We start from the raw sequence: 13,304 nt of genomic DNA, 5'->3' as shown, positions 1-13,304 counted from the left end.
TATTTACATGGTTTGAAACTTTGACTCAAGAATTCAAACTGTCATAGTAATCAACAAATTCCGCACTCCGATCAAACTCTTCCATTTCTTCCTTCGTTACATTTCCTATTCCATCATATCTGTAAAATCTGCCGGACTCTGCCTGGAATTCAATGATACAATAGTCTTCATCCTCCACGCCCTGCGGATAATACTGTTCATCTCCATCTTTCCAACACATCATTTTATATTCCTTGTCAAAATGAACCTTCACTTTTCCCGTAAAGCAAATCCTCTCAAAAGTCTTGCTATTATCAAAATAAAAGCTTGCAGATGGATTTTTCAAGAGCGCCTGAACATGCATGGAGGATGTGTTCGTGGAAATCAGATGCGTTCCCACGCCTTTATGCCATGTACAGAACACTTTTCTGATTCCGGGATTACCGTCCGCATCAATGAAACCGATATTTGCAAACATAGAATCGTTAATCAGTTTGCTTATCTCTTCTAAAGTCATACTTGAATCCCCCTTGCTTTTTCGTATTAAAGTTGAACCTTACCTTTTCTATATCTTCCAAAGAAAATGCCATCATCAACATACTTGGCTGTTTTAGACACCCACATAGGGAATTCACCCTTTTCCATTATAGTCTGTCCATTCAAAACACCTGCATGAAAAGAGAGATGCCTAAATTGTCTTAAAATCAATTCCATTCTTGTATATCTGCAGATCTCCAGTTTTACACAAAGCATTTCATCCGTCAGCGAATCCTGATATCCCCAATTATGCTCCTCTCATTTCCATGGTCTTTTCTTCCCACACCAGCCTTTTTATTTCCAATAGTCTACATCTCTTTTATTAAATCCATTTTTTGCATTAAATGCATTATAAAGAAGAATCCTTTTGTCTTAATTCCCGGTTTTGCTTTGCCATTTCTTTTTACTATTTTTCTCGCAAGTACAGTTGTTGCTTTATCTATGGACTGCTTGTTCCTTTCGTTCACCCCTCTCCAGTCAACTGCTGCTACACCTTTTCCATATTTATACATCCTTGCAATGCCCCCAAAAAACAGACTATCCGCCATATCTTTATTTGCAGATTTCATGCCTGCTCCTGCCGCAGTGCTTATGCACACTCCCTGTTTTGCAAACATACTTTCTTCCGGTCTATGATTCATCCAACGATATCCATAATAATCCAGAAACGCCTTCATCGCCCCTGTAGCGTGAAATACATAGACAGGGCTGGCCAATATAATAACATTCGACTTGTCTATTGTTTCAGTAATGTATTGAAGTTTTGCATAGTGAGGGTACTTCTCCTCTCCATCAATAAAACATGTTACACATCCAACACAGAATTCTCCGAAATCCTTTGGCAAGTAAAATTCTGTTATTTCTCCACCTATTTTCTCAGCTAAACTTTGTGCGATATGATATGTAGACCCCTTATGGATTTGTCCATGAATAATCACTGTTCTCATTATTTAACATCTCCCCCAAAAATGAATGGGCTTGCCACAAAATCTTTTTGTTCATCGTTCACGGACAGTTTCAAAATATCCCAAACGTTTGCTCCATTTACTTTTTCAAGTCGTAACATCTTTATTCCCCACCAATTCCTCATATTTCAGCTGATACGCAATAAGTCTCGGTATATACTCCGGAGGGGTGCGTCGTCCTGCTTCCCAATCCTCAAGTGTCCTAATTGGAATCCCAGTGTGCTCTGAGAATTCTTTTCGATTCATTTTCACACCCTCACGTAATTCTTTAATCACCTTTGCAATATCCATTTCATCCTCCTCGCATTGCGTTTTCTTGATTATATCGCATCCATCCTATGCACGCAATGTGTGGTTCAAGAAAGCTATTTATAGAATCAATTTAGAATCACTATTAGAATCATTACAAAAAAGAGCTGGGAGCAAATGCTCTCAGCCCTTGATATTACTGGTTTTCTATGCACTTGCAAACCACTTGGTATCCCTGGGCACATTACTTTATCCTCCCAAGGGCAAAGCAGCTTATCCTCCACCCATAGATAAAGAGTACCCATAATACTTATTAATGGTTATCTGTAAAAGATACTCAAATAAGAGTAATAAATCCCATCAACGCCTTATACTACAAGGATTAATAAACAAAAGAACAGACCTTGGAAAGGGGTCTCGTTGGTCCTTTTCAAGGTCTGTTACTATTGTTTTATTTTATTCTTTCAGGATAAGACAGTTTACCTCTGGGAGGATAATCTGCTTTGCCCTATGACAGCGGGTCTACTCCATCTCTAGTCACGATACTTTATATAGACTCTATATCGTACTATCGTGTCTAGATATTGTGGTGAAATTCCACTCATTCTACGTAATTTTGCTTTTTCTAAAAGTTTTTGCAACCAAATTGCAACCACTGACTTATGCTTCCGTATGTCTATCTTGCAATCTTTTATGCAGATCAGATGCACCATACAGCACATCGGTCACTGTTACTACACCCGGATCAATAACGTAACATACGATATAGTTATCAACCACCATTTTATGTACTCCCATAGAATGCTCCGGTTCGCATTCAAACAAACCAAACCTATCCGGAAAAGAATCTAATGTCAGTATTGCATCCGCAATACGATTGTACTGCCCCATCGCATTCTCCGGTGCCTTTAGTTTTACTACGATATGCTGATAAAGAGCTTCCATATCCGCGAGAGCTTCATCTGTAATGTCAACAACATACTTTTCCATCAACTATGACTCTCCCTGAATTTTTCAAATGCGGCAGCTGCATTCTGTGTTCTTCCAGCCTTATATGATTCATAACCTCTTTGTATTCTTGCATGAATCTGTTCATCCGTCATTCTTGTTGTGTCTATACCTTCCGGCGCATTAGGAAGTGTAACAGAAAATGGAATTCCACCTACTAATACGATTTGATTAAGGAACATATCCACCGCTGTGGACATCGGAATGCCCAATCGTCCTAATACTGATTCTGCATCCCGTTTCAATGCAGGATTCACTCTCAAATTCAATGTTGCTGATTTTTCCATGACAGCACCTCCATTCACTTATATTGTAACGACATTGTTGTTACTTGTCAATGCATTATTTACGCCTTACATGCATCAGTTACAACATAAATGTACCTTTTATGCTTTATTTTATCCATTCTGAATCTGTCTATTCCTTATATGAACTATAACCATCCCTATCAATCAAGGAAATGATTTAATCCAGTTCGGGTCCTCTGATTTTTTAGGTGTATCTTCATAAAGACACGAAAAGAGAGCCGCTGTTAAACGACTCTCCAACGAACTCTTGTTATCTTCAAAAATACTTATTTCTCTTTTACCGGAATCCAAACTTCTGCATAGTAGTTTGAATCCTGCATACCCTTTTCAAAATCTTCCGGATTGCTGTAATACTCGATATTATATCCTTCAGCAATCTCATAATTGCTTGCTGGAAGCCACTCGGAAAAGATTTTACGGTTAACTTCCTGAAGAGGAAGCGGCATTGCACCCAGGCACGGAAATACAGCCCATGTATGTTCCTTGATTTCATGCACATCCAGCTTCTTCGCCGTCCAGAACCTCGTTAAGGAAAAACAGCGATTCATCAATGTCCTGTTCAAGAAGTATTCCACGATGACGCAGGAGAAGGTATTTAGCGATACCTTCAGCACTACCGCCTTGGCTGTCTACGAAGAGTTTGAATCCGCAGAAGCCTTAGCTTCGATGGACTTACAAGAACTTACGGACTTCATTATGGAAAAAGGAAAGAACCGCTTCCCTGATCCGGATGCCGTAGCCTAAGCCATCCAGAAAGCTGCCAGGAGCTCTTACCGCTTACCCAAGACGGTAAATGACTCCGTTAATCAGGTGCTTTCTATATCCATAACCTCAATAACGGCATTGGATGCTCAAATCAAGGAGTTTGACAAGGCTATAAAAGCCCAGATGGAACTCCTTCCAAACGTATTGACCTCCATTCCCGGTATTGGTCCGGTATACTCCGCAGGTATTATCGCAGAGATTGGAGATATCAACCGTTTCCCGTCTCAGGCACAGCTCGGTAAATATGCTGGTCTTGCCTGGACTCAGAATCAATCCGGTGACTTTGAAGCTGAAAACACAAAGCTCATAAAATCCGGAAACCGATTCCTAAAATATTACCTGTGTGAAGGTGCCTTGTCCCTCGTGAGATGCGACACGGAGTACAGCAACTTCTATCACTTCAAGTATAAAGAAGTGAACAGGCATCAACACAAACGTGCACTCGCATTAACTGCCCGTAAATTTGTGCGGTTAGTCTTTCGACTGCTGAAAGACAATCGCCTATATCGAGCAGCGGAATAGATAACTATTCCTGCTGATGAATACCCTGCTTCAAAAAAAGCAGATTTCGCAGGGCTTATTAAGGTTACCCATTTTCCGGCAAATGGTATGAAAGCAGTTCAAAAATAGTTTCAATTTACTCTTGACATATCACCGCTGGACTTTATATAAACACAGCGTAGCACAACTATGCCACGCCGTAAACCCAAAAGAAAATAGACTACCCTCATCCACCTAGAGATCATCTAAGAATCTCATCAATCGTTGACACTGTGCAAAACGAACCTTTATTTCTTGCTATTATTTCTTTCATCTTCTGTAATTCAAAATAATTAATGTAGCAAATTAAGGTCTTGTTTTCGCCAGCAATAACACCATACGAGTCCATAATTGTACATGTTTTATTTAATTCCGTTTTAATCTCTTCTACGATATTCTCCGGATTCTTTGTAATAATAGTCACTTGTTTTATTGCCTCAAAATGATCTGTAACATTATCAATCACGAATGTAGCTACAACATATACCAAAAGACTCATTAATGCAGCATTTGTATTTATCAATAAAAAGACTGCCATATACACGCATGCATTAAAAATCAGTAGGATAGATGTCATCCCATAATTTTTCCCAGTACGTTTTGTCATCTCAGAAATTATTATATTAGCAAAAATCTCTGATCCATCAATACAACCGCCAAACTTTAATATTAATGCAAGACCTGCGCCAAGAATAGCTCCACCAAAAGCAACTGCCAAAAAATGTTCTGTATTTAATTCGAATGGAACTCTCTCGAAAAAATAAAGTCCAAGAGAATAACTGACCAATCCTATTAAAGCACGTATTCCAAAATCTTTACCAAGAATCTTTATTCCCATTAGCCAGAATGGCAAAAAAACGATTGCCACACATATCGACAGATTCCATCCCGATAGCTTGCTGATAATAATCGCTATTCCTGCGGTGCCATAATCAATTGCATCATTCGGAATCAAAATACAAATAACAGAAAAGCTTGCTACAAGTGCACCTATGATTATCATCAGATATGATATGATTCGTTTCATTCCCCTATTCATCCGCCCTCCTTTTCACAGTTGCCACCAATCTCCTCTTATTACTAATTATTGGTAAAATTATCGGCATATAATGCTTCCTATATCCAAGTACAGCGTAGCATAATTGTGCTACGCCGTATACAAAATCTTATTTCTTACTAACCATTGAAGAATCATCTTCTATTTTTTGTGTTTCATCTTTCTTATCTTTTTCTACTCCAATCCCATACTCAAGACAAAATGCTAAAATGCCCATAGCAACTACTGCTATCGTGCATACTACCACTACCCAATCAATATTCATAATCCAACACCTTTCTATTCTAATTATTAATAGCCCAGTATTGAATTAAGAGTTTTCTTTCCATCCTTTACATGCATATAGTGTAGGATATTGTTTACTTCTTTTTACTTCCTGTTCGTTCATATATTATTCCTCATCCGCCAACTCACACAGTCCTGTAAAGAAACCCTCTGTATTTTTCGTATTTAAATAATTAAAAACAACATATCCCTCATCATAACGAATCAGAATATACTTTTTTGATGATGGATAAAGATAATATTTCACATCACCATAGTTCTCACTATATGCATTTCCGTATATATAGCCGTCTCCCTCAATTTCTTCAGTAGATTGATAATCGAATTCATCTAACAATTGAATTTGTGTAATTCCCGGAATATATATACTCAGTTCTTCATCATTTTCAGGAGAAAAAACAAGTTCATTTGCTTCTGTCACCGATATGATATTAACGGAATGCTTTGATAATCCTATTACAACAGCCAAAGTAAGAATCAGTACAAACAATAATAGCGACATTTTTTGATATGTCTTCATGATCTTTTTATTTTCACTTTCTCCATCGTAAATTGGATGTCTCATATTCTTATGTTTTCTCCTTTTGTCATAATAATAAATTATAGCAAATTAGCGTCATACACCAATGTAACCTGTCCCGACTTGTGTTCCATCATTTTCTTTCCTTGTGCAGCTTTCCTTTTTGCAAACGGCGAGTTGCTTTCCTTATCGTTTTCCAACTGCCCTTCAAGCACTTCATTTAAAGCCTTTAGCATATCCGTTGCCACAGAATAAGGAAGTGGTTCCCTGGAATGTCCATACCAAAAAACTGTTTTTTCTGTTGTATTTCTTAAAAAGTTCTCTAATCCATCCCGATACAATTCCATGCCAACACGTTTTTCTTGCGGCAAATTGACAAGAGCTGTTCTTACGCCAACTGCATCACTGATTAAAGCATAATCTTTTTTTCTGTTTAATAAAGCAATGGATCCCTGTGTGTGTCCGGGTATTTCAAACACTTCAAAAATATCATCATCCAATTCAATGATCTCTCCCATCCCGATATGTTTCCACTTGAAAGTTTTTCCTCCGGGATCTACTATATGTTCCTTTGCGTATTCGAATAATTCTGAATCCACCTCACCTCGGCCAAACACATCTTCCATTCTACGTTCATACGAAAGTGATACCGGCAAAAGCATTTCATCTTTTCGATTCATGTACACATCATCAAACAGTGGCGCACCTCCCACGTGATCCGGATGCCCATGTCCAACTACACATGTGATTGGCATATCAGTGATTGTTTCAATTTCTTTTTTTAATGTATCTACAACACCAAATCCGGAATCAAATAGCAGCGCCCTATTCTTCCCCACAACAAGAAACATGTTCACACCGGGCCCCCCAGCCTCAGTGCATTCTGTTATCATATAAACATTTTCCGCGACCTGTTTTTTTTCATAAATATTTCTCACAAAAACCTCCTTCTCCGCGCTCTTTAAGCATTTATCTCCTTTTTTTGTACTTTGATTATAGAATTTGACTTTTTTCTTTTCAATTCCGTGTCTCCTCCTTATATTCCATTTTGGAAAACAATAAAAAACCAGGACTTAGCACTTCGCTATACCCTGGTTTTATATAATTCTGATTTCTAATAATCCCTCACAAATTTCGACAACTCCAGCGATCTATAAAGCCACCCGATTCTCCTCGTGCCCTATAACTGTATCATCTACAGGCCCTTCGAATTTACCAGTGCCTCCAATCTTTTAAGGTCGCTCTCCAGCCTCATCAGTTCCTCCGGGGAGAACTCCTCCGCTACCACATCGTTGATATGCTTTAATTCTTTCTTGACTAATTGATATGTTTTTAATCCATCTTCTGTAGGAAAAACCCGATTGATTCTCCGATCGGTTTCATCCTTTTGGCGGGAGATAAATCCGTTGCCCTCTAAGGATTTTATAACCCTTGTCACAAATCCCTTATCAACAAAACTTACCTCTGCAATTTTATCCTGAGAAATCCCGGGGTTGGCGCAGATTGCCATAAATATAGGCTGCTCCCCCGCCGACAAATTGTATTTTGCCAGTTTTCTGGTGAGATTTCCCTGGTGCCTTCTCATTAGTATTGAAACATCTCTCAGAATCTTTATATCTTCAGCCACAAATTAAACCTCCATTCGCCTAAATTCTCTTACTACGAATAATGCTGAAACTACTGCTGCAGCGAAATCTGCAATTGGCCCTGCCAACATCAAACCATTGATTCCCCAAAAGATTGGGAAAATAACAAGCAATGGAAGAAGGAAAATAATCTGTCTTGCCAGTGACAAGAATCCACCAATCTTTGCCTTTCCAAGGGCTGTCATGAAATTAGCTGTGATCGGTTGCAGGAAATTTACCATTGTAAAGAAGAGATAAATTCTAAAATATTTTGCAGCAAACTCGTAGTACATCTGGCTTGATCCTTTTCCAAAAATAGAAATAATCTGATTTGGGAAAAAGAAGAACATGCCCCATGCAACAATTGCCATTATAGCACCTATTGTAATCGTTTTGTAATAGGCCTCCTTTACTCTTGAATAGGAACGCGCGCCGTAATTAAAACTGGCAATCGGCTGTAGTCCCTGGGCCATACCAATGATAAATGACATAAATACCTGATTTACTTTGCTGGCAATTCCCACAACTGCAATCGCAGTCTCTGCACCGTAAGCAGACATTGCTCCATAGTACTTAAGAGAATTGTTCATCACAATCTGTACAATCATCATGGCCATCTGGTTAATGGATGGTGCGATTCCAAGGGACATGATTTTTGCTGCAGTTTTTCTTTCCGGAATAAGGCTTGCTTTATCTAATTGAATTGTCTTGCCATGGGCCAAATAATAAATCGACATAAGCACAGCGACAAACTGACCAAGTACTGTCGCAATGGCTGCACCAGTCATTCCCCATCCCAAAACAAACACAAAAATTGCATCTAAAATCGTATTCACAATCGCCCCCACCAGGTTGCAGATCATACTGGCCCGTGGTCTTGCATCTGCACGAATAAGGTGAGCAGCCGATGTTGAGAATATCACCATCGGGAATCCAATTGCTGTGATTCTTGTATATTCTGTGGCATATGGCAAAATAGCCTCTGATGCCCCAAATAATCTAAGGGATGGCTGCAAAAAGATTTCTGCAATCACGAAAATGACCAGTCCGAAAATCAGACTTAAGCTAATGGCATTTCCCATATATTTTTTAGCATCTCTCGATTTTCCTTCACCCATCGCAAGATTAAAGGTAGAGGCTCCACCAATTCCAAATAAAAGTGCAACTGCCAGGCAAAACATGCTGTATGGAAAGGCGATATTTGTCGCCGCATTTCCTAACTCTCCCACCTTTTGTCCTATAAAAAACTGATCCACGATATTGTAAAGGGATCCTACCAGAAGCGAGATGATGCTAGGCAAAGCATAGTATCTGATTAATTTATTAACCGGCTCAACCGCCAGCGGGTTTTGATTTGTGTTTACATTACTCATTTCTTAATTCCTCTATTATTTTATCATTCCTTTTAGTTGACTTGTCAACAAATACTATATGCTCATTTCGTTGACTTGTCAACTATTATTTTAAAAAATTATTTTCCCTCCATCCCGTCTGCCTCCAAAAGCTTCTTCTGAGCCCGGGGATTGCGGTTAATATCCCCTAAATTGCTCTACTGCCTTATTGTTCCCTCTTCAATATTTATTACTCTATCAAAACATTTGACCTGCTCATCATTAAGGGAATGTGAAGCAACAACGATTATCTTTCCTTTTTCCTTTTCTTCTTTCATTTGCTCTAACGCAACTTTAAAATTATTTTCATCTAAAGCATTAAACGGTTCATCTAATAATATTACATCCGGATTTTCCATAAATGCCTGAACCAGTCCTAGTCGCTGTTTCATCCCAAGCGAGTACTTTTTGACCTTGATTTTTTTGCATCACTCAAATTAAATTTATCCAGCATTACTTCTATTTCTTTAGTAGTAATAATATTATTAATTCTTGCTAAATACTTCAAATTATATAAACCGGTCTCATCTTCCATAAAACTGGGATATATACTCATATAGCATCTATGTCAATAGCTTCATCACTCACCTCTTCCCTTCTTTCATTGTTATTGAACTCACAATCAACTCCCTACTACAATTTGAGCGAGAGTGAGTCGTGAGTCAATAACGCCTGCAAAATGTTTACACTTTATATTTTTCTTTCTTGGTCCAACCTCTCTGAGATTTCCTTCTGCACTCCCGGAAATAAATGAGCATAGTAATAGGTTATCCGCTCACTCTTATGTCCAACACGCTTTCCAATAGCAACCGCACAGGGTAACGCTTCTTTAGAGGGTGCAGAGTTCGTCTGGAAGTATTATGACGGTTATTACACAAAAGATAATCTTCCATAGTAGTATAAGAAAAGCGTGCATTTCTCTTATACGAGATTTGCACGCGCCTTATTAGGTGAATTTTTTAATATTTCTGGTAAAGATGAGCGGAAAATAATAGAAAGATATTCTACAATTTGTTCTTTATATTGATTTTGTGGATTTTTAAACCATTCTATTAAAATACCAGCTAACGATTCTGTATAAAGATTACATAAAAAATGTTTAAACTCTTTGTCAATACATAGACCTAATTCCTTTTCCACATTATCAATGATTGTTTCAATGACACTTATAAAATCCTGATATAAAAAACGTCTCATTTCTTCTCTGCCTAGAGTATCATAAGCACAGGCTAAAATATGGGCGTTATTCTCAACATAGTTTATAACAAATAAAATAGCTTCTTTGTAATCAACCATTAAATCATACTTTTTAACTACTTCAACTGCTTCTTGTTCTAAAATCCATTTTAGTAAATCATAAATATCTTGAAAGTGATAATAAAATGTTTTTCGGTTCACGCTACAGTCTTTAATAATATCTGTAACCGTAATTTTATTCAAACTTTTAGACATCATAAATTTTTTCAATGATGTAGCCAGTTTTTTCTTTGTTTGTAGTGATATTTCATTATGTGTCATAAAAAATCATCCTCCTGCCTATTTATTATACACTTGACCATCAAATTTACAACCTGTAATTGACCATCAAATTAGTATCATTTGTCCGTATTTGCTCAAAGGCAGTACAATTGTCCGTTGTTCTCTACATTATGTTTCAATATACTTAATCCTCGTACGAAGGAGAATTAAATTGGGAAATATACATACCGTATCAGTGGAGAGCGAAAGATGACAGAATTATTGTATGAAATACAAATGCACACTTTGATTGGAATAAAATATGGTTCTATGTATGCAAAAATATTAGATGATGAAGTAAAAGGAATTATGAATTTGATGAAACAATCCACGTCATTTTATGGAAAGATAAATAAAAATGGTGATTGTGAAATACAGGGTCAAATAATCTCTTTGACAAAAACCATACCATATCAAGCGATAGGAAAAATAAAAAAAGAAACAGTCGAACTTGATATGCATACAAATCAGGGCGAATTTCACATAGCTGGAAAGGGGACGCAAAATGAGAAAATTCTACAATTATATTGTTAATCATCCAAAGTTGATTTTGATGTTTTTTTCAATAATATTTATCATTTGTTTGATTTCAAAACCATTTATTTCTGTAAATTACGATATGAATGATTATCTTCCATCAACAAGTTCTTCTACGGTTGCACTTGATGTTATGGAACAAGAATATGATGGTGGAATACCAAATGCCCGTGTTATGTTGGAAAATGTTTCAATACCAGAAGCTTTAAAGTATAAAAATAGCATTCAATCAGTAGAAGGTGTTAGTGATGTTACGTGGCTTGATGACGTTGTTGATATTACAGAGCCATTAGAAACTATGGATATAAGCACTGTCGAAACATACTACAAAGATGAAAATGCATTACTTTCAGTCACGATTGACGAAGATAAACGTATTCAGGCAGTAGAAGATATCAGGGAAATAATTGGTGACGAAAATTCTATGATGGGAAGTGCAGTTTCAACCGCTGTCGCTACATCTAGTACAGTAAATGAAATCAAAAAAATCACAGTGATTGCCATTATTCTTGTGTTAGCAATTCTTCTTTTGACAACAACTTCATGGGCGGAACCATTTATTGTTTTAGTTGGATTAGGGGTTGCTATTATCATAAATGCAGGAAGTAATCTTATTTTTGGTGAAATCTCTTTTGTTACAAATGCGGCAGGAAATATTTTGCAATTAGCTGTTTCTTTGGATTATTCTGTGTTTTTGATCCACCGCTTTGAAGAATGTCGCAAAGAGGAAAAGAATGTAAAAAGCGCAATGGTAAATGCACTTTGTATGTCAACAACCTCTATCCTTTCCAGTGGTTTAACAACGGTTATCGGATTTCTGGCACTTTGCCTGATGAGGTTTCAAATCGGTCCAGATTTAGGTTTGGCTTTAGCAAAAGGAATTTTGATAAGTCTGATTACAGTATTTGTATTCATGCCGGTTCTTATTCTTTATACTTATAAATTTATTGATAAATTTGCTCACCGTTCCTTTATGCCATCTTTCAAAGGTTTTGGAAAGGTTGTCTTTCGTGTCATGATTCCAATACTATGTGTATTTGTGATTTTAATAGTACCATGCTATTTAGCCTCTAATTCAAATGATTTTTATTATGGTTCATCACATATATTTGGCACAAAAACAAAGTTAGGTACAGACATACAAAAAATAGATTCTATATTTGGAGAGAATGATACGTATGTTCTACTTGTTCCAAAGGAAAGCACAGCAACGCAGAAAGACTTATCCAATGAGTTGAAAAATTTAACTCAAGTTACCAGCATAATCTCTTATGTTGATACAGTTGGTGCAGAAATACCAGAATCATATCTTGATTCAGAAACACTATCAAAATTAAATTCAGATAATTATACCCGAATGGTAATATCTGTTGAAACGGGTTATGAAGGAGATGAAACTTTTGAATTAGTAGAAAATATTCGAGCTATTGCAGAAAAGTATTATGAAGGAAACTGGTACCTTGCAGGAGAAGGAGTATCTACTTATGATTTGATGAATACGGTCACTTCTGATATGACAAAAGTCAACCTGCTAGCTATCGCAGCAGTGTTTCTTGTACTTTTATTAACAACAAAGTCTATTGCATTGCCGATTATTTTAGTATTAGCAATTGAAACAGCAATTTGGATCAACTTGTCTATTCCATATTTTATGAATAACGCAATTTTCTACATTGCTTACCTGATTATCAGTTCTATCCAGTTAGGAGCAACGGTAGACTATGCCATATTATTTTCTGCCAGATATAAAGAAGAACGAGAAGCAAATAGCAAAAAACAGGCTGTAATTAGAACGATTTCCTCCGTTATGGTTTCTATTCTGACTTCCGGAGGCGTTCTTACAATTATTGGATTTTTACTTGGAAACATATCTACGCATGGATTGCTTTCACAGCTTGGATTCTTTCTTGGAAAAGGAACGCTTTGTTCTCTTACCATTGTGCTTTTTGTTCTTCCAGCTCTGTTATATATTTTTGACGGACTAATTATGAAAAAACACAAAAAAACATAAGGAGGTATT

The 13,304-nt window shown here is 37.0% G+C and carries 19 protein-coding genes and 1 pseudogene; 4 read left to right on the top strand and 16 right to left on the bottom strand.

Going from position 1 to position 13,304, the window contains the following annotated elements:
- Positions 1-25: 25 nt before the first annotated feature.
- The 7 genes and pseudogenes from BLS20_RS09400 to BLS20_RS09365 form a co-directional block, all read right to left on the bottom strand.
- Positions 26-496, bottom strand: a complete 471-nt coding sequence (locus BLS20_RS09400; protein WP_090174117.1) for a pyridoxamine 5'-phosphate oxidase family protein — start codon at positions 494-496, stop codon at positions 26-28.
- Between the two features lie 26 nt (positions 497-522).
- Positions 523-693, bottom strand: coding sequence for a hypothetical protein (locus BLS20_RS09395; protein WP_242870568.1), 171 nt, complete (start codon positions 691-693; stop codon positions 523-525).
- 131 nt (positions 694-824) lie between these two features.
- The gene (locus tag BLS20_RS09390) at positions 825-1,454 is read right to left on the bottom strand and encodes a flavodoxin family protein (protein ID WP_341443215.1); all 630 of its coding nucleotides are present in this window, start codon (positions 1,452-1,454) and stop codon (positions 825-827) included.
- Between the two features lie 114 nt (positions 1,455-1,568).
- Complete coding sequence (locus BLS20_RS09380; protein ID WP_090174116.1) at positions 1,569-1,772, bottom strand: helix-turn-helix domain-containing protein; 204 nt, start codon at positions 1,770-1,772, stop codon at positions 1,569-1,571.
- Positions 1,773-2,390: 618 nt separating this feature from the next.
- Positions 2,391-2,720, bottom strand: a complete 330-nt coding sequence (locus BLS20_RS09375; protein ID WP_090174115.1) for a type II toxin-antitoxin system RelE/ParE family toxin — start codon at positions 2,718-2,720, stop codon at positions 2,391-2,393.
- Positions 2,720-3,025: a type II toxin-antitoxin system RelB/DinJ family antitoxin gene (locus BLS20_RS09370; protein ID WP_090174114.1), complete on the bottom strand. Its 306-nt coding sequence runs from the start codon at positions 3,023-3,025 to the stop codon at positions 2,720-2,722. Before BLS20_RS09370 ends, BLS20_RS09375 begins: the two co-directional genes overlap by 1 nt.
- Before the next feature lie 287 nt (positions 3,026-3,312).
- Positions 3,313-3,543, bottom strand: a pseudogene (locus tag BLS20_RS09365) (GyrI-like domain-containing protein); the annotation flags it as partial.
- Positions 3,544-3,622: 79 nt separating this feature from the next.
- Here BLS20_RS09365 and BLS20_RS13950 point away from each other — a divergent pair.
- On the top strand, positions 3,623-3,790 hold the full coding sequence (locus BLS20_RS13950) for a hypothetical protein (protein ID WP_242870567.1): 168 nt from the start codon (positions 3,623-3,625) through the stop codon (positions 3,788-3,790).
- A 3-nt stretch (positions 3,791-3,793) separates the two neighbouring features.
- Complete coding sequence (locus tag BLS20_RS13945) at positions 3,794-4,333, top strand: IS110 family RNA-guided transposase (RefSeq protein WP_278286164.1); 540 nt, start codon at positions 3,794-3,796, stop codon at positions 4,331-4,333.
- Between the two features lie 220 nt (positions 4,334-4,553).
- On the opposite strand, the gene BLS20_RS09355 is transcribed toward BLS20_RS13945, so the two are convergent.
- From BLS20_RS09355 to BLS20_RS09325, 9 genes are all read right to left on the bottom strand, one after another.
- Positions 4,554-5,390 (bottom strand): YitT family protein, encoded by an 837-nt coding sequence (locus tag BLS20_RS09355; RefSeq protein WP_090174112.1) that lies wholly within the window; start codon positions 5,388-5,390, stop codon positions 4,554-4,556.
- Between the two features lie 127 nt (positions 5,391-5,517).
- The gene (locus BLS20_RS13765; RefSeq protein WP_176762358.1) at positions 5,518-5,673 is read right to left on the bottom strand and encodes a hypothetical protein; all 156 of its coding nucleotides are present in this window, start codon (positions 5,671-5,673) and stop codon (positions 5,518-5,520) included.
- A gap of 126 nt (positions 5,674-5,799) precedes the next feature.
- Positions 5,800-6,258 carry a hypothetical protein gene (locus tag BLS20_RS09350; protein ID WP_090174111.1) on the bottom strand — a complete coding sequence of 153 codons (459 nt, stop codon included), beginning with the start codon at positions 6,256-6,258 and terminating at the stop codon, positions 5,800-5,802.
- A gap of 35 nt (positions 6,259-6,293) precedes the next feature.
- On the bottom strand, positions 6,294-7,070 hold the full coding sequence (locus tag BLS20_RS09345; RefSeq protein ID WP_176762357.1) for an MBL fold metallo-hydrolase: 777 nt from the start codon (positions 7,068-7,070) through the stop codon (positions 6,294-6,296).
- 338 nt (positions 7,071-7,408) lie between these two features.
- Positions 7,409-7,840, bottom strand: a complete 432-nt coding sequence (locus BLS20_RS09340) for a MarR family winged helix-turn-helix transcriptional regulator (protein ID WP_090174109.1) — start codon at positions 7,838-7,840, stop codon at positions 7,409-7,411.
- A 3-nt stretch (positions 7,841-7,843) separates the two neighbouring features.
- Complete coding sequence (locus BLS20_RS09335) at positions 7,844-9,211, bottom strand: MATE family efflux transporter (protein WP_090174108.1); 1,368 nt, start codon at positions 9,209-9,211, stop codon at positions 7,844-7,846.
- Positions 9,212-9,387: 176 nt separating this feature from the next.
- Complete coding sequence (locus BLS20_RS13830) at positions 9,388-9,621, bottom strand: P-loop NTPase family protein (protein WP_207645160.1); 234 nt, start codon at positions 9,619-9,621, stop codon at positions 9,388-9,390.
- Positions 9,618-9,764 carry a hypothetical protein gene (locus BLS20_RS13825; protein WP_207645159.1) on the bottom strand — a complete coding sequence of 49 codons (147 nt, stop codon included), beginning with the start codon at positions 9,762-9,764 and terminating at the stop codon, positions 9,618-9,620. The genes BLS20_RS13830 and BLS20_RS13825 overlap by 4 nt, the downstream gene beginning before the upstream one ends.
- Positions 9,765-10,150: 386 nt before the next feature.
- The gene (locus BLS20_RS09325) at positions 10,151-10,747 is read right to left on the bottom strand and encodes a TetR/AcrR family transcriptional regulator C-terminal domain-containing protein (RefSeq protein WP_090174107.1); all 597 of its coding nucleotides are present in this window, start codon (positions 10,745-10,747) and stop codon (positions 10,151-10,153) included.
- A 210-nt stretch (positions 10,748-10,957) separates the two neighbouring features.
- On the opposite strand from BLS20_RS09325, the gene BLS20_RS09320 reads away from it, so the two are divergent.
- Positions 10,958-11,281 carry a hypothetical protein gene (locus BLS20_RS09320; RefSeq protein ID WP_090174106.1) on the top strand — a complete coding sequence of 108 codons (324 nt, stop codon included), beginning with the start codon at positions 10,958-10,960 and terminating at the stop codon, positions 11,279-11,281.
- Positions 11,253-13,295: an efflux RND transporter permease subunit gene (locus BLS20_RS09315; protein WP_090174105.1), complete on the top strand. Its 2,043-nt coding sequence runs from the start codon at positions 11,253-11,255 to the stop codon at positions 13,293-13,295. Before BLS20_RS09320 ends, BLS20_RS09315 begins: the two co-directional genes overlap by 29 nt.
- The last annotated feature ends 9 nt before the right edge of the window (positions 13,296-13,304 follow it).

It is taken from the genome of Eubacterium oxidoreducens (assembly GCF_900104415.1).
GTDB classification, from domain to species: Bacteria; Bacillota; Clostridia; order Lachnospirales; family Lachnospiraceae; genus Eubacterium_C; species Eubacterium_C oxidoreducens.
This window is presented reverse-complemented; position numbering and strand designations above follow the sequence as displayed.

Excerpts from the sequence above, each read along its gene's own strand:
- BLS20_RS09325 (WP_090174107.1), bottom strand. The coding sequence starts at position 10,747 with ATGACACATAATGAAATATCACTACAAACAAAGAAAAAACTGGCTACA.
- BLS20_RS09400 (WP_090174117.1), bottom strand. The coding sequence starts at position 496 with ATGACTTTAGAAGAGATAAGCAAACTGATTAACGATTCTATGTTTGCA.
- BLS20_RS13765 (WP_176762358.1), bottom strand. The coding sequence starts at position 5,673 with ATGAATATTGATTGGGTAGTGGTAGTATGCACGATAGCAGTAGTTGCT.
- BLS20_RS09355 (WP_090174112.1), bottom strand. The coding sequence starts at position 5,390 with ATGAATAGGGGAATGAAACGAATCATATCATATCTGATGATAATCATA.
- BLS20_RS13950 (WP_242870567.1), top strand. The coding sequence starts at position 3,623 with ATGACGCAGGAGAAGGTATTTAGCGATACCTTCAGCACTACCGCCTTG.
- BLS20_RS09375 (WP_090174115.1), bottom strand. The coding sequence starts at position 2,720 with ATGGAAAAGTATGTTGTTGACATTACAGATGAAGCTCTCGCGGATATG.
- BLS20_RS13830 (WP_207645160.1), bottom strand. The coding sequence starts at position 9,621 with ATGAAACAGCGACTAGGACTGGTTCAGGCATTTATGGAAAATCCGGAT.
- BLS20_RS09380 (WP_090174116.1), bottom strand. The coding sequence starts at position 1,772 with ATGGATATTGCAAAGGTGATTAAAGAATTACGTGAGGGTGTGAAAATG.
- BLS20_RS09320 (WP_090174106.1), top strand. The coding sequence starts at position 10,958 with ATGACAGAATTATTGTATGAAATACAAATGCACACTTTGATTGGAATA.
- BLS20_RS09350 (WP_090174111.1), bottom strand. The coding sequence starts at position 6,258 with ATGAGACATCCAATTTACGATGGAGAAAGTGAAAATAAAAAGATCATG.
- BLS20_RS09335 (WP_090174108.1), bottom strand. The coding sequence starts at position 9,211 with ATGAGTAATGTAAACACAAATCAAAACCCGCTGGCGGTTGAGCCGGTT.
- BLS20_RS09395 (WP_242870568.1), bottom strand. The coding sequence starts at position 693 with ATGGAATTGATTTTAAGACAATTTAGGCATCTCTCTTTTCATGCAGGT.
- BLS20_RS09370 (WP_090174114.1), bottom strand. The coding sequence starts at position 3,025 with ATGGAAAAATCAGCAACATTGAATTTGAGAGTGAATCCTGCATTGAAA.
- BLS20_RS09315 (WP_090174105.1), top strand. The coding sequence starts at position 11,253 with ATGAGAAAATTCTACAATTATATTGTTAATCATCCAAAGTTGATTTTG.
- BLS20_RS13825 (WP_207645159.1), bottom strand. The coding sequence starts at position 9,764 with ATGGAAGATGAGACCGGTTTATATAATTTGAAGTATTTAGCAAGAATT.